We start from the raw sequence: 17725 nt of genomic DNA on the forward strand, positions 1-17725 counted from the left end.
CCCCTGACCGAGGCGAGCCGTACCACCCTGGACGGCATGCGCCACACCGTCGCCGACCGCGACGCCCGGCTCACCGGCGCCCTCACCACACCCGAACGGCGGCGCCTCACCGCGCTGCCGACCAAGCTCGTCGCCGACGACGGGCCGTCCGCCATCCACGGCATCGAGCACCTGATAGCTCAAGCCCACTACCGGCTGCGCCACCTCGAGGATCATCCACGGCTTGGAAGGTGGGCCGCTGACCTGCGCATCCGTCATTTCGTGGGTCCGGGTGCCGAGTCACCGCAGACCGCCGATCCGGTGCGTCAGTCCTGAAGGCCGGTGCGAGCGGCGGCGGACAGCAGGGTGAGCGCGGCCTGGCGGGCGGCCTCGCCCGCGCCGGCTGTGTCGTGATGCGCGGCGACGACGGTCGCCCCCTCGACCAGCATGAGCAGCTGTCGTCCCAGGAGGGGCGGATCGACGGCTCCGGCACGGCTGGCGATGCCGGTCAGAAGCTCGAGGTAGCGGCCCAGGTGGCGCGCGGTGATAGTGCGTACGGCGTCGACGTGATGCTGGGCGGCCGCGTTCAGTATCGCGCAGCCACGGAAGACCGGCTCGTCATACCACCGCTGGAGGGCGTCGAACACCGCGGCGAGTTGGTCGCCGGGGGCGTCCCCGGCGGCTGCGACGGCTTCGGCCAGCCAGTTCGTTACCCGCTCGCTGCGCGCTTGCAGCACGGCCTCCACGAGGCCGTCCTTGGTGCCGAAGTGCCGGTAGAGCGTCTCCTTGGACACCCCGATGCGGGTGCACAGCTCGGCAACGCCGATGCCGTCGAGGCCACGCTCGTACAGCACCCGGGTGGCCGTCTCGAGGATGGCCGCTCGGGTGCGCTCCGGGTCGATCGTCGAGCCTTTGGGAACTGGCATGCCACAGATCGTACCGGTCAGTTCGTTCTACTGCTAGCATCCGAGTTCGTACCGATCGGTTCGATCTTTGGAGTGCCATGCCAGACTTTTTCGCCTCACCGCAAATCCGGAACGTCTCGGACGCGCGGGACAAGACGCCTCGCGGCGATGCTGCCGCCGAGAGATGGGACCGATGACGCAGACGGCGCTGAAGGCGGGGCCCTGGGCGGTATGGCAGGCGGGTCGGCTGGCGCTCGGCACCGCCTCGGCACTCGGGCTCGCACGCTTCGCCTACGGCCTGCTCCTGCCGGCCATGCGCGAGGACCTGCACTGGACCCTGGCTGAGGCGGGAGCGATGAGCACCGCCAACGGGCTCGGGTACCTCCTCGGCGCGCTGGTGACCGCCGCGCTCGTGCGCCGCTGGGGCACCGCCGCCGCTTTCCGCATCGGGATGGCACTCACGGCCGCTTCGCTGGCTGCCACCGCGGCGAGCGACGCCTACCTGGCGCTGCTGGCCGTGCGGGCCGCTGCCGGGGCGGCGGGAGCGGTGGTGTTCGTCGCGGGCGGCGTGATCGCCTCGCGCGTCGCCGCCCGCGCGGCCTCCGGTGCGCCCATCACCGTGTACTTCGCCGGCACCGGGCTGGGCATCGTCGTCAGCGGTGTGAGCATCCCCGCGCTAGAGGAGCACTGGCGCCTGGCCTGGGTCGGCCTGGCCGTCGCTGCCGCACTGGCGACCGTGGCGAGCTGGAGCGCGGCGAGCACGGGCGAGGACGCGCATACCACCGCGGCCGGCCGGGCCCGCGTGCGCCCGCTGTGGGGGGCCGCCCTGGCCTACCTGCTGTTCGCCGCCGGGTACATCACCTACATCACTTTCCTGTCCGCCTACCTCACCGACCAACACGCCCCGCTCGGGCAGGTGGTGCTCACCTGGACGGCGCTGGGCCTGGCCGTCATTGCGGCGCCCGCGCTGTGGAGCCGCCCCACCACCGAGTGGCCCGCCACCCGGGCACTGGCCACCCTGCTCGCCATCCTGGCCGGCGGAGCGGCGCTGGCACTGGCAGCACCCACGCCACCGGTCATCCTCGCCTCCGCAATCATCTACGGGGCGACATTCATGGGCGTCCCCGCCGCCATCACCGCCCTCATCAAGGGCAACGTCCCACCCGCCGACTGGACCGCCACGCTGGCGGCCTTCACCACGGTGTTCGCGGCAGGGCAGACCGCCGGGCCGTGGATCGCCGGCGTGGTCGCCGATCACACCTCGACCGAGGCCACCCTGGCGTGGACCGCGATCCTGTGCGCCGCGGCCTCCGCGATCGCCATCGCCGGAGGCCGTGCGCGCCCCGGCCCCGGCGCGGCGCACAGCTGAGACGTGCGCCTGACATCGGCGCCCCCGACACAGAGACCACGCATCCGATCGACGTTCTCTCCAGCAGCGCCTCACGAGCCGCCAGACACGAAATCCGACAAGAGAAAGAGAGAAAGATCATGAGCAACTTCGTGCTTATCCCAGGAATGTGCCACGGCGGCTGGTGCTTCCAGGAACTCACCGGCGAGCTTCGCGCGCAGGGGCATGCCGTCTACCCGCTGACGCTGACCGGGCTCAGCGAGCGCAGCCATCTGCTGCACGGCGGAGTGAACCTCGACACGCACATCCAGGACGTGACCAGTGTGCTGGCCACTGAAAACATCCAGGATGCGGTGCTGGTCGGCCACAGCTACGGGGGGATGGTGATCACCGGTGTCGCCGACCGCGAACCCGAACGGGTGGATGCCCTGGTGTACCTGGACGCCATGGTGCCGGGGCCCGGCGACTCCTCCTGGACCCTCGTCTCCGACCAGGAGCGGCGGTGGTACATGGACGTGGTGGAGACCGGCTACGCGGTGCGGCCGCTGCCCTTCTTCGACCCGCGGGCCACGCCCCACCCACTGGCCTCGCTGCTCCAGCCGCTCCAGCTCACCGGCGACCTCGCGCATATCCGCCGCAGGGACTACGTGTACGCCGCGAAATGGGACGGCCAATCCCCGTTCACTCCCCTCTACCAGCGGTTGCGTGAAGACCCCTCGTGGCGGACGTACGCGCTGGACAGCGGGCACAACCTCATGCGGGACGTGCCGCAGGACCTGTTGAAGATCCTGCTCCAGGTCGTTGACCCCGCTGATGGCGAGGAGCGGGACAACCATGACGACGCTCTGATGCCTCACCCCACCGAGCACCACTAGCCGGCCTCCTGCTGTTGCGACGCTCGCCATGAGCACCACGTCGTCGCCCGTCATGACCATGCCGGCTGCACGAGGCCTCTGTCACCTTGCGGAACCGGTGAAACTCCCGGATCCGTCCCCGGTGATTCTTCGCCTGCCGCGAGCTGAAGTCGTAGTCGGCGAACAACTCCGGGCCGACCTTTACCCGCCCCGCCATGAAGTTCACCGCTGCCCGCGGCACATCCTCCCGCCGCGGGCAGCACGCCTCCTGCCCGAACTCGAAGTACTTGAGCATCACGCTGAATCCCAGGCGCGTTGCTCCCGTCTTGTTCGCCGACAGGGCGAACTCCTCCTCATCCAGCGTCCCGATGAGTCCGGTGGCGTGGGCGTGGCGGAGCAGGCGGGGAGGCTCCGCGTCAGGCCGGGCCAAGGACGCAGAACTCGTTGCCTTCCGGGTCGGCCAGAACCTTCCACGGGACGTCGCCCTGGCCTACGTCGGCGAGCGTCGCGCCGAGGGCCTCAAGCCGGCCCACCTCCGCCGCCTGACCGTCAACGGGGTAGGGCAGCAGGTCGAGATGGACGCGTTTCCACATGTCCTTCAGGTGGGGCGTGCGGAGGAACTCCAGATACGGGCCGACCCCCTTGGCGGAGCGCAGCAGCGCATGATCGTCGGTCACCTCGTGCAGGGTCCAGTCCATCGCCTCGCCCCAGAACCGTGCCATGGCCCGCGGGTCCGCGCAGTCGACGACCACCGCGGCGATCGGCCCGGTGTCCCGGTAGATCTCCCGAGGCTCCAGGACGCAGAACACGTTGCCCTCCGGGTCGGCCAGAACCGTCCATGGGAGGTCGCCCTGGCCCACATCGGCGGGCGTCGCGCCGAGCTCCTTCAGGCGCGCGACCAACTCCGCGTGATGGGCCGCAGAGGTGGTGGCGAGTTCGATGTGCGCACGGTCTTTCACTGTTCCGGGGTCCGGGACGGCGATGACATCGACGCAGACCGCGGCGGGGACCGGCCAGGCGGAACCCACGGGCCTGACGCTGGTCGCACCGGGCTCCTCGCTGGAAACACCCCAGTCGAGCGCCTCCGCCCAGAACCGGCCCAGCGCCGAGTCATCCCGGGCTTTGAAATTCACCTGAACAAGTTGCAGCGCCATGCCGCAACCCTATTCCCAAGGGATGAACTGACAGCCGAGATCACCGAATTCGGAGTAGCGGGTGGCGATCGCGGCGGCACGGTTGCGCAGGGAGTTGCGCAACCACTGCGGGGCCAGGGCTTCCGCGTCCGTGGTGAGCTGCCACAGCGCCCATTCGGCGTGCCTCGGATCTTGGAAGGTCACCTCCAGCCGCAGCCAGCCGTCTGAGTCGGCTTCTTCGGCGCGGACGGCCAGCGCGGTGCCCACCAGGTCCTCCCGCCGCGCCGGGTCCACTCGTACCAGCACGGTGACTTGGTCGCCGCCGGCCCGAAACTGCGTGCTGCGTTCCTGCCAGGCCCGGTCCAGATCGACCCGGTCTGGTCGCTGTGCGGGTTCGGCGAGTTCCTTGGCGGCCAAGACCCGGGACAGCCGGTAGGTGCGGTCCGCGCCAGACCTCATGGCCAACAAGTAGCCCCGGTCGCGTACGGTGACCAGGCCGATCGGGTCCACCGTGCGCCACTTCGGGATCTGGTCCACAGCCGCATAGTGGATGCGCAGCTTGTGTCCGGCGAACACCGCGCGCAGAACCTCGGCCGCTATGGCGTCAGGCACCTCCTCAGTGACCAGCCGACGCGAGAGGAGGTCGGTCTCCGGGTCGATGAGCAATCGCTCGGCCGCGCCGGCCGCGGTGTCCCGATAGCTTTCGGGTAGCGCGTCAACCACCTTGAGCATCGCCGAAGCGAGCGCCGAGCCAAGGCCGAACGCCTGCGCGCCGCGCCGTGATCCGGCGACCAGCAGGGCAAGGGCCTCGTCGTGGTTCAGTCCGGTGAGCTCGGTCCGGAAACCGGGCAACAACGCGAAACCGCCGTGCCGGCCGCGTTCGGCGTAGACCGGGACGCCGGCTGCGGACAGCGCCTCGATGTCGCGCAGCACGGTGCGGGTGGACACCTCCAGCTCGCGGGCCAGCGCGGCCGCGGACAGCCGACCGTGCTGCCGCAGCAGCAGAACCAGCGAGACCAACCGGTCGGCGCGCACACGAAAACTCTACAGAAATACACGACACAGGATGTCGTGTATTCGCTGGGAGGCTGATCAACACGACGAAAAAGATGGCGGCTACCGAGCCGATGGACGTATGTAATGTCGACGAATCGAATGGAGCTGATGTGGCAATGGAGCGAACGGCGGTCAACCCGTGGGCGTGGTCGGCGGAGATGGGGTACAACCAGGGTGAGATCGTCTCCGGGCACACCCGAACCCTGTACTGCGCCGGGCAGACCGCGATGAGCGGCGACGGCAAGCCCCAGCATGCCGGTGACATGGCGGCGCAGTTGGCGCTGAGCCTCGACAACCTGGAGGCCGTGCTCGGCGAGGCCGGCATGTCCCTCGCGAACCTCGTCCGGCTCAACGTCTACACCACCGACGTCGATCGGCTCTTCCAGCACTACGGCGCGCTGGCGTCGCGGTTGGGCGCCGCCGGGGTGGCACCGTCCACCACGATGCTCGGGGTGACACGGCTGGCGATCCCCGACCTGATGGTCGAGCTTGAGGGAACCGCCGTCGCGTGATGCGACCTCGCCGCCTCCGGCAGGGCTGCCGGAGGCGGCACGAGCAGTAGGCAGGTGGGTGATTTCTTGCTCCATGAACGGCCTGGAGGCCGCCCGCAAACGCGGCCGCGTCGGCGGCCGCCGCCCCGTGGTCGACGACGACAAACGCGCCGCCATCCTCGCCCGCCGCCAGCACGGAGAATCCATCCGCACCATCGCCGCCGGAGTCAACGTCTCCGTCGGCGTCGTCCACAAAACCCTCACAGACACCGAGGCCCCGTAGGCCGCCCCGGAGCGACAGCCCTGATGTGGCAGCGAACCAGAAGTCGCGCCAGGGAGCCTGGGCGGGCGCGGCAGAGGGGCCTTTATTCGGTGGGCAGGGCCGTGAGCCATTCGGTCAGGAGCTGGTTGACCTCCTCGGGACGTTCCTGCTGGATCCAGTGGCCGCAGCCGTCCAGGAGGTGGGAGGAGACCAGCCCGGGAAGGGTGGCCGGGTAGGCGTTGATCGCGTCGGCCATCCAGGTCGTGGAGGCGTCCAGGCTGCCGCCGATGAACAGGGAGGGCTGCTTGATGGGGGCGTCGTTGAAGTCGGCGAGGTCCTCCCAGTCGCGGTCCATGTTGCGGTAGCGGTTGAGCGCGCCGGTCATGCCGGTGCGTTCGAACTCCCCTGCGTACACCTCCAGGTCGTCCTCGGCGAGCCAGGAAGGCAGCCGGCCGCTGGGGAACCGGTCGCGCAGCGTTGCGCCGGGGCTGACGAAGTGCGGGTCGGGGGCCTCGGGGCCGGGCATGGTCTCGGCGGACAGCGCCGCGTAAAAGCCCGCGAGCCAGCCCCGCACGTCGGGTTCCATCTCGGCCTCGGCGCGGCCCGGCTCCTGGAAATAGGAGACGTAGAACTCCTGGTCACCGCCCATCTGAGCGAAGAGGCCGGTGGGGCGGGGGCCGCCGGGCGGCGCGTAGGGCACACTTAGCAGCCCCACCGCGCGGAAGACCTCGGGGTGCAGCAGGGCGGACGTGGCCGCGATGTTCGAGCCCCAGTCGTGGCCGATGATCACTGCCGACTCCTCGCCCAGGGCGCGCACCAGCGCGACATTGTCCTCCACCAGAGCGAGCATCCGGTAGCTGTCCTCCGCGGCCGGCTTGGAGGATCGGCCGTAGCCGCGGACGTCGAGCGCGACCGCCCGGTAACCGGCCTGCGCGAGCACCGGGAGCTGACGACGCCAGGAGTACCAGGACTCGGGGAAGCCGTGGACGAGCAGCACCAGCGGCCCGCTCCCCTGCTCCGCGACATGAATCCGGCCGCCCGGCACGGACACCGAACGATGTGTGATCTCTGCGATGTGCTGCGACATGCGTCCCCTCCAGATGGCGTGCCCGCTTCTGTCAGCGGCAGTGCTCTTGTCCCCCGCTCCGCGTCCCCTTCTGCTCCGCGGGCGCTACCACCGATCATCTCGCTGACCTGGCCAGTCGCCGAAATCCTGTTGCCGGATCGGCAACTTCCATGATGCGGCCCGCCCAAGCTCCCCAGCGTCACTTCTCGTTCCCCTGCCACATCAGGGCCGCGACCACCCGCATCCGAACCGGTAGTGGCGATAACCCCAGCCCCGACGGCTCGCTAACGCCACCTGGCCTGGGCTCGGTGACCGCTCCTCCTCTTGGTCGGGGGGGCGTCATCCGGAGGGCTCACATCGATTTTATGGGTGATGGGTCTTTAGTCCATTTTATAAATGATCTTGAACCCTAGTCAGCGCCTTTACAATGTAGATTCATTAGGTCACGACGGCGACGATCAGGCATCCTCTCCGACGTGTTCCGCGAGGGCCGGACGGCCGCGTACCTGCACGGCAACTGCATCGGCGCGGGCATCGAACTGCCCGCGCCGCCCGGTTCGCGGTCCCACCCCTGACCACCGTCGCCATCGACAGTGGCGACCTGGAAGCGCGCATCGCCCATCCCCTCCTACGGGTCCTGAGCAGCGGGAGCGCGGATCTGGTCCTCGTTCCGGACAACGTGCACGTGATCGAGCGGAACTCCACCTGATCACTCACCGACGAGGGACCCGCCCATCCGCCGGATTCCTGCGATCTCGTCGTCGATCTTTACGTAGAGTGCGGTCAGGAGGGTCTCGAGGTTTGTCGTCACACGGATCATTGAGGCCCGCGCTCCTGTCGCGGGCCGGAACCTGGGACCTGCTCCTCCAGGCGACCGCCGATCACCCCATCTGACAAAGTCGGGCCGGGCGGCGTCCATGTCCGAGACATACGGGGGCGATTGATGAAGCGCTACATCCTGACCGGCACCCCTGGAGCCGGGAAGACGGCGATCCTGCGTTGGCTGGAGTGTGACGGCTACACCGTCGTCGAGGAGGCGGCGACAGATGTCATCGCCCTGCACCAGGCCCGGGGTGAACCCGAGCCGTGGACGAAGCCGTCCTTCGTGGAGGCGATCACTACCCTGCAGCGTCGACGGCAGGAACAGGCCGCGGCCCTTCCCGGCGATGTACAGATCTACGATCGATCACCCGTCTGCACCTACGCCCTGGCCACTTATCTCGGCCACCCCGTCTCTCCGGCCCTGTCCCGCGAATTGGAACGCATCCAAGCTCAGCAGATCTACGCCAAGAAGGTCTTCTTCATCCAAAACCTCGGGTTCATCACACCGACCGACGCACGATTGATCACCTTCGAGGAGTCGCTGCGATTCGAGCAGGTTCACCAGGACACCTACATCTCACTCGGCTACGAGTGCGTGCCGATCGCTCCGGGCATGCTGCCGGACCGGGTAGCGGCGGTCAAGAAGCAGCTCGAAGCCGCATCATGACCGGACCACGGACCACATCGGAGCCACTCGTCCAGGGAACATCGGCGCCCGCCGGCACGGCCGTGCTCACCATGCTGCGGAGCCCGTCGCGCCAACCGATGCTGGAAATGGGGCCTCCGACGAGCTCACGGAGCTTGCCGACGTCGGGGCACATGCCTTTGGCCGAAGAAGGTCGAGTCGCCGAGCGAGGTGCCGCTGCAGTACCCCCAGGCGGGGATGCCGCTGGTGGTACGTCCCGCGACATACAGGCCGGAGACCGGGGCGCCGTCGAGCGAGAGGACCTCGCCGTGAAACGACGTGTACAGGCCGCCCGGTGGTGAAGATCGAGAACATCGCGTTCCGGAGGTCGAGCACCCCGTACGGCGGCTTGAGCGGCCTGACCCACCGGGCCTACTTGTGGCAGACCGGATCCTCACCCTTCTCGGCGGCTGCGTTGTACAGCCCGACCGTGGCGGTCAGCGCCCCTGGCACCAGCCCCATCTCGGTCTCCAACTCGGCGAGGTCGTCCGAGACCCAGGTCGGCTCGACCACGTACCCGGACGCCTGCCGCGTCTCCTCATTGGCCGTGTCGTCGTAGAGCAGGAATATCTGCCGATCCTGATAGAACAGCGAGGCCTGCCCGACCCGACCCGGGTAGCCGTCCTCGTTGATGAACCGGTTCCCATGCCGGTCGAGCAGCGCCGGGTCGGCGGGTAAGGTCGTCTGACCGGCCTCCATGTGCAGGACCGCCGCGCCGACCGCCTGGCCCGTCCGGATGGCGGAACCGTCGTCGCCGTCGGTGCCGGTGAGGTGGTTGCCGAGCAGCCTCGGGGAGTGCTGGGCGAGCATCGCCGTGTTCGCTCCGAACCCGCCCGCCGAGAGCACCAGCCCGCGCCGTGCCTTCACGAACGACCGCTCGCCGAACGTCACCACCTCCGCCCCGACCACCCGGTCCCCGTCGACGACCAGGCGCCCTACCCGGGTGTTGTAGTGCGTGTGCACACCCGCGTCCGCCGCGGTGTCCGCGAGGTGCTTCATCAGCACCCAGCCGGCTGACTGCTCCCCCGGCTTCTTGTTGGTCATGGCCGGAACGTGGCCCCGTGGGGCGGGCGCCGCGATGTCCGCGAACGGGTAGGCGTTCTCTCCGCCGGTGAACATCAGCCCGTACCCGCTCGGGGCCTCCCACGACGGCTCGGTCCACAACCTCGGCTCGAACGGCACCCTGTCCGTGCCTCGCCTACCGAGGTCGGCTCCGCCGTGCCCTTGGCCCCGGTGCGCGGCTCGCGTCAAAGGACGAACCGCCGGTTTACCAGGTCACACCTTCGTCGGTGTGCGAGCGCGATCTGCGGAAGGTGCGGAATGGCCGGGGAGGCGCAGCACGAACCGTGCGCCGCGGGGGCTGCCTTCGATGGTGAGGGTGCCGCCGTGGGTTTCGGCGATCTGCCGGGCGATCGGCAGGCCGAGCCCCGTGCCGCCGGCGTCCCTTCTGCGGGAGGCCTCCAGGCGGGCGAACCGCTGGAAGATGGCCTCCCGCTGGTCGGGGGCGATGCCCTCGCCGTCGTCGCACACCTCCAGCACCGCCGTGCCCGCCTCCAATGTGAGGGCGACCGTGATGGCGGAGTCGGCGTGGCGTTCGGCGTTGTCCAGCAGGTTGTTCAGCAGCCGGGCCAGGCCGATCCGCTCCCCGTTGATCATCACGCCGGGGGTGAGGTGACAGATCACCGCGACCCGGCGTGGCCGCCGGTCCAGCTCGGCCGCCACCAGGCCGGTCAGGTCGATGGGATCGCGTTGGCCGCTGATGCCCGCGTCCAGCCGGGCGATCTGCAACAGGTCGGTGGCCAGGTCCTGAAGCCGTTCCACACTGTCCAGCAGCGCGTTCGCCGTTCGCGGCCAGTCGGTCTCCTTCGGGTACATGAGCGCCTCATCGATCTGCACGCGTATGGCGGTCAGCGGGCTGCGCAGATCGTGGGAGGCGTCCGAGGCGAACCGCAGCTGCTGCTCAACCGCCGCCTGGGCCCGGTCCAGGGTCTTGTTCGCGATCTCGGCGAGGTCGCGCAGCTCGTCTTGGTACTTCGGTACCGGCACCCGGTGGCCGAGATCACTCGCGGTGATCTGGGCCAGTTCTCTGCCGATCGCGCCCACCGGCTCCAAGGTCTTGCTCACGGTCCGGTAGGTGCCCGCCGCGGTCGCCCCGACCAGCAAGAGCCAGCCGGCGGCGAGCGGGATCAGCAGCCGAGGGCCCACGTACCAGGGAACATCGGCAACGGCCATGTTGAGCAACCAGACGCCGTCGGCCTTGTGCAGGGGGTAGGAGATCACGATCTTGCACTGGCCGGGGAACGCCCGCAGATCGCACAATCGCGCAATCGCATAAGAGTCGACATCAGGGCGAAGGTTTGTTATTGGCGGCTCGCGCGCCGTGAAGCCCGGGGTGGCGGTGACCAGCGTGCCGGCCGGGTCGAACACCTGGATCGCCTCATTGCGCCTGTTCGGCAGCAGGTGGGGGGATATGCCGCTGTGGCGTATCTGCCTGGCCATCTCCATGGCGTGGGTGGCGAGCCGTTGTGTCCGATCATCGACGGAGGCTTCCCGTACCGCCACCAGGGCGAACACCGCGACAACAGTGCAGAGCAGCGCCATGACGGCGCCGGCCACCACGGTCAAGCGGATCCTGATGGAGCACCGATGCCACGTGCTCACCTTGATCCTCCCCTCACGACCAGACGCACACCCTTATGGCGACTCCTTACCGCTCCTGGGAAGACTCACGACCAAAGCCGTGTAAACGTCAGCTGGAACGCATGGAATGCCCATGTTGTGGCGAAAGAAGCAATGGGCGAGAGCGACCGCCGCCAGCGGCTCCAGGCCCAGCCGAACACGGAGGCGCGGTAGCCGGCCCACCCGAACCGGCTCTACCGCAAAAACGGGGTCCGCTCCTCCCCGAGGGCCGGCGAGCCGCGTGAGCTCGGGAGGGTCGGTCATGTTCCCGCTGGGGGTGGAGGTGGGTGCGCTGTCCGTCGTGATCGAGGGTGCAGCTGTGGCCACCGCGAGCTGTGTGCCCCGGCGCGCCGCACGACGACGAACAGCCGGCGGCACGGTCACTGTGAAGGTTGTGGTGCCATTACGTCGACCTCACTGTTCTGGGTTTCCACTCGGCTCTGTCGTCGGTATTTGCCCGGTGCGGTGCCGTACTCCCGCTTGAAGGCGGTGGCGAAGGCGAACTCCGAGGTGTAGCCGATCCGGGTGGCCACCTCGCCGAGCGGGGCATCGGACTCACGGAGAAGCCGGGCGGCGGTGGTCATCCGCCACCAGGTCAGATAGGTGAGGGGCGGCCGGCCGATCAGGGTGGTGAAGCGCCGGGAGAAAGCCGCCCGCGACAGTCCCGCCTGGCTGCTGAGTGTCCCAACCGTCCAGGGGAGTGCGGGATCACGGTGGAGGGCGTGCAGTGCGGAGCTGATCGCCGGGTCGCCCAGTGCCGCGGCCCAGCCGACGGCCGTGCCGCGTTCGGACTGTTCGTCGAACCAGGCGCGCAGGATGTAGAGCAGCAGCACGTCGAGCAGGGCGGGCACGACGGTGTCCACACCGAGGCGGGGAACGTCGAGTTCGCCGCCGAGGAGGTCGACGGCGGCGCGCAGTTCGGGACGGTGCCCGAGGCGGGCAGGCAGGTGGACGATCTCGGGCAGGTCGCCCAGGAGCGGATGGGCTCGGCTGGGGTCGAGCCGGTATCCACCGCAGAGGGTCACGGTGACCGCCTGCGAGCCGTCCTGTCCGGTCTTCCCCACGGTCGCGGAGGCGTAGCGGTCTTCGAATCGAGGGTCGTTCAGTGGGTCGCAGACAGGTTCGGTCAGCGGGGTGGCGGGGCTGTCGGCGAGCGCGTAGCCGCTTCCGTGGGGCAGGAACACCACGTCGCCGACGTTCAGCACGATGGAGGTACCGCCGTCCGGGGGGATCAGCCGGCATGATCCCTGCAGGACCACTTGAAAGCCGGCGGAGCCAGGCACGGTGGGGAACCGCTGCCCCCAGGGGGCGTGCCACCGAACGCGCGCCGAACGGGGTTCCCCGGCGCGCATCGCGGCGATCACATCGCTGAGTACATCCACGGGGAGAGTCTATCTCTGCGGCTATATGAAGACGTACGCGTATAAATATGAGATTTCTACGCATTGGACGTCTCTCTTCATCCCCATACGGTTGAGCGCACACGAAGTGATCAACCGTTGGGAGCCTTTTATGCCGGGGCAACGCAGGATTCTGGTGATCGGGGCGACCGGCACGGTCGGCCGGCAGGTCGTGGCTCAGCTGCTCGAGGCGGGGGCAGAGGTTCGCGCGCTGGCCCGCGATCCCGAAGTGGCCGGCCTGCCGGACGGCGTCGAGGTCGTACCGGGCGACCTGGCCCATCCGGCCACTCTGCACGCGCCCTTGGACGGGGCCGAGGCCGTGTTTCTCCTCTGGCCGTTCGCCACGGCCGAGGGGATGCCCGCGGTTCTGGATGTGGTCGCCACACATGCCCGCCGCGTCGTCTACCTGTCTTCCGCGGCCGTACGCGACTACGAACAACAGGTCGAGCGGCTGATCGAGCGGTCCGGGCTGGAATGGACGTTCCTGCGACCGCACGCCTTCGCGGCCAACGCCTTGCGGTGGGCCGGGCAGATCCGCGCCGGGGCAGTCGTGCGTGAGCCGTACGGCGCGGCCGCCATGCCCCCGCTGCACGAGCGGGACCTCGCGACGGTCGCGGTGCGCGCACTCGTCGGCGACGGGCACAACGGCGCGGTCTATGAGCTGACCGGGCCCGAGATACTGACCCAGGCCGAACAGGCGAGCATCATCGGGGAGGTGATCGGCCGCCCGGTGCATTGGGAGGAGACCTCGCCGCAGACCGCGCGGCAGCGGATGCTCACCCGGGGCTGGCCACCCGCGGCCGTGGACGGCATCCTCCAGGCCCAGGCCGAGATGGCGACCGCGCCGAGAGTGGCCACGGCCACGGTGGCAGAGGTAACCGGAGCCCCGGCACGCACGTTCCGCACCTGGGTGGCCGACCACGCGGGCGAGTTTCGCGACACCATGAAGGCCGCCCGCATCCATGAGTACGGCGATGCCTCCGTCATCCGATACGAAGAAGTACCGCGGCCCGCGCCCGGACCGGGCGAGGCCCTGATCCGGGTCGCCGCCACCTCGTTCAATCCTTCGGAGACGGCGCTGCGGTCGGGGATGCTGCCCGCGCTGCCGGTCGACCTGCCCTACACCCTCGGCTGGGACGTCTCCGGCACGATCGCCGAGCTCAGCGACGACGTGGAGGGGCTGGCCGTGGGCGACCGGGTCATCGGCCGTCTCGACGCGGGCGGTGCCGCGGCCGAGTACGTCACCGCCCCGGCCGGCGTGCTGGTCAAGGCACCTGTCACTGTTCCCCTCTCCGACGCGGCCGCGATCCCGGTCGCCGCGCTCACCGCCTGGCAGGTGCTGTTCGAGCACGCCCGCATCACCGCGGGCCAGCGCGTGCTCATCAACGGCGCCGGTGGCGGCGTGGGCGTGTTCGCCGTCCAGCTCGCCAGGCACGCCGGCGCGACAGTGGTCGCCACGGCCAGCGGCCGCAGCGCCGCGGCGGTCCGCGAGTACGGCGCCGACCAGATCATCGACTACACGACCACCGCTCTCGCAGCCGCGCTGGACTGCCCGGTCGATGCCGTCGTCAACCTCGCTCCGATCTCCCCCGAGGCCGCGGTGAGCCTGGTCTCCCTTCTACGGCCGGGCGGCGTCATCGCCTCCGTCGCCACCCCCGTCGAGCCGCCCGCCGACGCCGATGTCACCGCCCTCCACATGGTCGCCCGCAACGACGCCAAGCAGCTGGGCGAGATCGTCGAACTCCTCGACGCCGGCGCGCTCATCGTCGACGTCGCCGAATCCCACCATCTGTCCGACCTCGCGCTGGTCCACCGCAGGAGCGAGGCGGGCCAGACCCACGGCAAGATCACCATCTTGCCCTGAACGTAGGCATCTCCTGGGTCGGGGCAGATGTGCTCGGGGCTGGGACGGCGGGCGGGGACCGGGCGGCGGTCGGACAGGAACAGCGGCCCGCGAGTACGGACCGGTGCGTCGGAGGGCGGTCGATGGGATGGGGCGGCGGCTTGCCCGAGGAGCCGAGCCTGTTTCACCTCCGCAGGTTCGCGGTGACAGATCGCTACTTCTCGTGAGGTCCCTGAGCTTTCTTACTCGGCCGGGCCATGTCTCGGTGCTGCACGGACGTGCGCGCGTTCGCGCACCACGCCCGCCGGCACGTCGATGCCCGCCGCCCTCGCGAGGTGGTCTCCCCGAGCGAGACCCGGGCGGCTCTGAAGTCGTTCCAGCGCGCGCTCGAAACCGGGGACCGCAGTACCTCCTTGACGTGCTCGCCCCGGAGGTCGTCCTTAAACGAGGACGTCGCCCGGCTCTCCCCGCTCAAGCACGCGAATCTCAACGTGCTGGGCCGCTACAGCTTCCGCGCCTCCCCCCGCTGGCGGCGGCCTGCGGCCCTGCGCGAGCCGGCCACCACCGACACCGACGAGCGGGGATGAGCAGGTGTGTTCAGCCGGCGGCATCGCCGTACGCGGCGTGTCACCGCTTCGAAGGGGAGCTTGTCCGTCCACGGCGGACGGCAAAAGGCAGAGGCAAGGAGACCAACCACTCCCTGCCACTCTCAACGTATAGCGCACCGGGGGGCTTGCGGCAAGACCCGGGTCGTGCTGCAGAATCGTCGGCCGAGGCCAGAACCTGCGGAAATCAGAGATTCGCGAAATACGTGTTCTTCTGTCGACGTGTGGATCACGCGGGACGTCGAACCGCCGGTGGAACTCGCGGTGCGGTTGCGGGCACTCGACGCGGAGGTGCGGGTGCGCGCGCCGCCGGGCTGCCCGAAGCAGCCGGCCGAAACGCAGCCTTGTTGAATGGGGGGTTTTCATGATTGACGTGATCGTCGCCGGTGGCGGACCGACCGGCATGATGCTGGCCGGCGAGTTGCGGCTGCACGATGTGCATGTGCTCGTGCTGGAGAAGGAGGCGGAGCCGGCCAGGTATGTCCGCTCGCTCGGCCTGCACGTGCGCAGCATCGAGGTGATGGACCAGCGCGGTCTGCTGGAGCGGTTCCTCGCGCACGGCCAGAAGTACCCGGTCGGCGGTTTCTTCGCCGGCATCACCAAGCCCTCGCCCGACCGGCTGGACACCGCGCACGGCTATGTCCTCGGCATCCCGCAGACCACCACCGATCGCCTGCTGGCCGAGCGTGCCGCCGAGGCCGGCGCCGAGATCCGGCGCGGCTGCGAGCTGGTCGGGCTGAGCCAGGACGAGGACGGGGTGACCGTCGAGCTGGCCGATGGCACGCAGCTGCGCTCGCGCTACCTCGTCGGCTGCGACGGCGGCCGCAGCACGGTGCGCAAGCTGCTCGGCGTCGGCTTTCCCGGCGAGCCCGCCAAGGTCGAGACGCTGCTGGGCGAGATGGAGGTGGCCGAGGATCCGGCGACGGTTGCCGCCATCGTCGCGCAGATCCGCAAGACCCAGCTGAGGTTCGGCGCCGGGCACCTCGGGGACGGGGTGTACCGCGTCGTCGTGCCCGCCGAGGGGGTGTCCGAGGACCGCACGGTTCCGCCGACCCTGGAGGAGTTCAAGCAGCAGTTGCGGGTGACCGCGGGTACCGACTTCGGCGTGCACTCACCGCGCTGGCTCTCCCGCTTCGGCGACGCCACCCGGCTGGCCGAGCGCTACCGGACCGGCCGGGTGCTGCTGGCCGGCGACGCGGCGCACATCCACCCGCCGACCGGCGGGCAGGGGCTCAACCTCGGCGTACAGGACGCGTTCAACCTCGGCTGGAAACTGGCCGCCGAGGTCGGCGGCTGGGCACCGGAGGGGCTGCTGGACAGCTACCACACCGAACGGCACCCGGTGGCCGCCGACGTGCTGGACAACACCCGCGCGCAGATGGAGCTGATGTCCCTCGAGCCGGGCCCCCGGTCAGTGCGCCGGCTGTTGTCGGAACTGATGGACTTCGAGGAGGTGAACCGGTACCTGATCGAGAAGATCGTCGCGATCGGGGTGCGCTACGACTTCGGCGGGGGGCATGAACTGCTCGGCCGGCGGATGCGGGACGTGGAGCTGAAGCGGGGTCGCCTCTACGAGCTGATGCACGGCGGCCGCGGGCTACTACTCGACCAGACCGGCCGGCTCTCGGTGGCGGGCTGGGCAGAGCGGGTCGACCACGTCGTCGACGTCGTCGACGTCAGCGAGGATCTGGACGTGCCCGCGGCGCTGCTGCGGCCGGACGGCCATGTGGCGTGGGTCGGCGAAGACCAGCAGGATCTGCTCAGCCAGCTGCCCAGGTGGTTCGGCGCTGCCGCCGGCTGAGCGCGCAGTTGCGGCTCGAAATGGCCATTGCCTGGCCGGTGCTAATCGTCGCGGTCTTCCTGCCCCTCTCGGTGCGCCGGCACCGGAGGCTCGGCCGTTGACGGGAGGGCCGCGGCGATGCAGTCGAGGACGCGCTGGAGCCCGTACCGGAACTGGTCGTCGCGGCTCAGATGCGGCTGGCGCGCCTCCATCACGATCTTGGTGAAGATCGGGTACTCCCCGCTCTTCACCAGCCGGTCGACGTACGGGTAGCTCCGCGCCATCCACTCCGACTCGCTGAGCCCGCTGCGGCGGAATTCCTCGGCCGAGCTGATCTCCTCGCGGACGGTGCCCTCGACGTAGCTGTTCAGCATGGCCATGAGGCCGAGGTTCTCGTCGATGGGGACGAAGGCGTCGAGCACTCCCATCAGCCGTTCGATCAAGAGCAGCTGGTTGGGGCCGAAGCTGGGGAGTGACCGCTGCACGGTGGCGATCCACGGGTGCCTCAGCCACATGGCCCGCAGCCCGTCGGCGTAGCGGGTCAGGTCGGCGCGCCAGTCGCCCGAGGGCATGCCCGTGACGTCGATCTCGCCCATCAGCCGGTCGGCCATGAGCTCGACCAGGTTGTCGCGGCTCGGGACGTACCGGTAGAGGGACATCGCGCCGGCTCCGATCTCGGCGGCGATCCGCCGCATGGTGGCGGCCTCCAGCCCCTCGGCGTCGGGGGGGGGGGGGGCGGCGGGGGCGGGGGGGGGGCGGCGGGGGGTGGGGGGGGGCCGGCGGGGCGGGGCGGGGGGGCGGCGCCCCGGCAGGACAA

General features: G+C 69.6%; 17 protein-coding genes and 1 pseudogene. 9 read left to right on the plus strand and 9 right to left on the minus strand.

Annotated features, from left to right (window positions below):
• Positions 1-36: 36 nt before the first annotated feature.
• The gene (locus ABT130_RS25570) at positions 37-315 is read left to right on the plus strand and encodes a hypothetical protein (protein WP_350959290.1); all 279 of its coding nucleotides are present in this window, start codon (positions 37-39) and stop codon (positions 313-315) included.
• Here the strand turns inward: ABT130_RS25570 and ABT130_RS25575 are convergent.
• Positions 306-905 (minus strand): TetR/AcrR family transcriptional regulator, encoded by a 600-nt coding sequence (locus ABT130_RS25575; RefSeq protein ID WP_350959292.1) that lies wholly within the window; start codon positions 903-905, stop codon positions 306-308. The two genes, ABT130_RS25570 and ABT130_RS25575, sit on opposite strands and share 10 nt — an antisense overlap.
• Positions 906-1077: 172 nt before the next feature.
• Here ABT130_RS25575 and ABT130_RS25580 point away from each other — a divergent pair, with 172 nt between their 5' ends.
• Positions 1078-2253, plus strand: a complete 1176-nt coding sequence (locus ABT130_RS25580) for a YbfB/YjiJ family MFS transporter (protein WP_350959293.1) — start codon at positions 1078-1080, stop codon at positions 2251-2253.
• 119 nt (positions 2254-2372) lie between these two features.
• The gene (locus ABT130_RS25585; RefSeq protein WP_350959295.1) at positions 2373-3107 is read left to right on the plus strand and encodes an alpha/beta fold hydrolase; all 735 of its coding nucleotides are present in this window, start codon (positions 2373-2375) and stop codon (positions 3105-3107) included.
• Positions 3108-3189: 82 nt separating this feature from the next.
• On the opposite strand, the pseudogene ABT130_RS25590 reads toward ABT130_RS25585, so the two are convergent.
• The 3 genes and pseudogenes from ABT130_RS25590 to ABT130_RS25600 form a co-directional block, all read right to left on the minus strand.
• Positions 3190-3516: pseudogene (locus ABT130_RS25590) on the minus strand (DUF4158 domain-containing protein); the annotation flags it as partial.
• Positions 3503-4240 (minus strand): VOC family protein, encoded by a 738-nt coding sequence (locus ABT130_RS25595; protein WP_350959297.1) that lies wholly within the window; start codon positions 4238-4240, stop codon positions 3503-3505. The pseudogene ABT130_RS25590 and the gene ABT130_RS25595, both read right to left, overlap by 14 nt.
• Positions 4241-4249: 9 nt before the next feature.
• Positions 4250-5254, minus strand: a complete 1005-nt coding sequence (locus ABT130_RS25600) for a helix-turn-helix transcriptional regulator (protein WP_350959299.1) — start codon at positions 5252-5254, stop codon at positions 4250-4252.
• A gap of 137 nt (positions 5255-5391) precedes the next feature.
• Between ABT130_RS25600 and ABT130_RS25605 the strand changes: the two genes are divergently transcribed.
• Together ABT130_RS25605 and ABT130_RS25610 are read left to right on the plus strand one after the other, a co-directional pair.
• Entirely contained in the window at positions 5392-5787 is a 396-nt protein-coding gene (locus tag ABT130_RS25605; RefSeq protein WP_350959326.1) for a RidA family protein, read from the plus strand.
• A 73-nt stretch (positions 5788-5860) separates the two neighbouring features.
• Positions 5861-6049: a hypothetical protein gene (locus ABT130_RS25610; RefSeq protein WP_350959301.1), complete on the plus strand. Its 189-nt coding sequence runs from the start codon at positions 5861-5863 to the stop codon at positions 6047-6049.
• 82 nt (positions 6050-6131) lie between these two features.
• On the opposite strand, the gene ABT130_RS25615 is transcribed toward ABT130_RS25610, so the two are convergent.
• Entirely contained in the window at positions 6132-7115 is a 984-nt protein-coding gene (locus ABT130_RS25615; protein ID WP_350959304.1) for an alpha/beta fold hydrolase, read from the minus strand.
• 922 nt (positions 7116-8037) lie between these two features.
• On the opposite strand from ABT130_RS25615, the gene ABT130_RS25620 reads away from it, so the two are divergent.
• A complete protein-coding gene (locus ABT130_RS25620) occupies positions 8038-8583 on the plus strand; it encodes an AAA family ATPase (RefSeq protein WP_350927029.1) in 546 nt (181 codons plus the stop codon).
• A gap of 390 nt (positions 8584-8973) precedes the next feature.
• On the opposite strand, the gene ABT130_RS25625 is transcribed toward ABT130_RS25620, so the two are convergent.
• From ABT130_RS25625 to ABT130_RS25635, 3 genes are all read right to left on the minus strand, one after another.
• Complete coding sequence (locus ABT130_RS25625) at positions 8974-9783, minus strand: FAD-binding protein (RefSeq protein ID WP_350959307.1); 810 nt, start codon at positions 9781-9783, stop codon at positions 8974-8976.
• A 93-nt stretch (positions 9784-9876) separates the two neighbouring features.
• Positions 9877-11262 (minus strand): sensor histidine kinase, encoded by a 1386-nt coding sequence (locus tag ABT130_RS25630; RefSeq protein WP_350959309.1) that lies wholly within the window; start codon positions 11260-11262, stop codon positions 9877-9879.
• A gap of 398 nt (positions 11263-11660) precedes the next feature.
• Positions 11661-12662, minus strand: a complete 1002-nt coding sequence (locus ABT130_RS25635) for an AraC family transcriptional regulator (protein ID WP_350959312.1) — start codon at positions 12660-12662, stop codon at positions 11661-11663.
• 154 nt (positions 12663-12816) lie between these two features.
• On the opposite strand from ABT130_RS25635, the gene ABT130_RS25640 reads away from it, so the two are divergent.
• From ABT130_RS25640 to rox, 3 genes are all read left to right on the plus strand, one after another.
• Entirely contained in the window at positions 12817-14544 is a 1728-nt protein-coding gene (locus ABT130_RS25640) for an NAD(P)H-binding protein (RefSeq protein ID WP_350959315.1), read from the plus strand.
• 257 nt (positions 14545-14801) lie between these two features.
• The gene (locus ABT130_RS25645) at positions 14802-15110 is read left to right on the plus strand and encodes a hypothetical protein (RefSeq protein WP_350959318.1); all 309 of its coding nucleotides are present in this window, start codon (positions 14802-14804) and stop codon (positions 15108-15110) included.
• Positions 15111-15492: 382 nt separating this feature from the next.
• Positions 15493-16929 carry a rifampin monooxygenase gene (gene rox, locus ABT130_RS25650; RefSeq protein WP_350959320.1) on the plus strand — a complete coding sequence of 479 codons (1437 nt, stop codon included), beginning with the start codon at positions 15493-15495 and terminating at the stop codon, positions 16927-16929.
• A 41-nt stretch (positions 16930-16970) separates the two neighbouring features.
• Here rox and ABT130_RS25655 read toward each other — a convergent pair whose 3' ends face one another.
• Positions 16971-17720 (minus strand): TetR/AcrR family transcriptional regulator, encoded by a 750-nt coding sequence (locus ABT130_RS25655; protein WP_350959329.1) that lies wholly within the window; start codon positions 17718-17720, stop codon positions 16971-16973.
• Between the last annotated feature and the right edge of the window lie 5 nt (positions 17721-17725).

Origin of the sequence: Streptosporangium sp. NPDC001681 (assembly GCF_040298085.1) — a bacterium.
Classification (GTDB): Bacteria; Actinomycetota; Actinomycetes; order Streptosporangiales; family Streptosporangiaceae; genus Streptosporangium.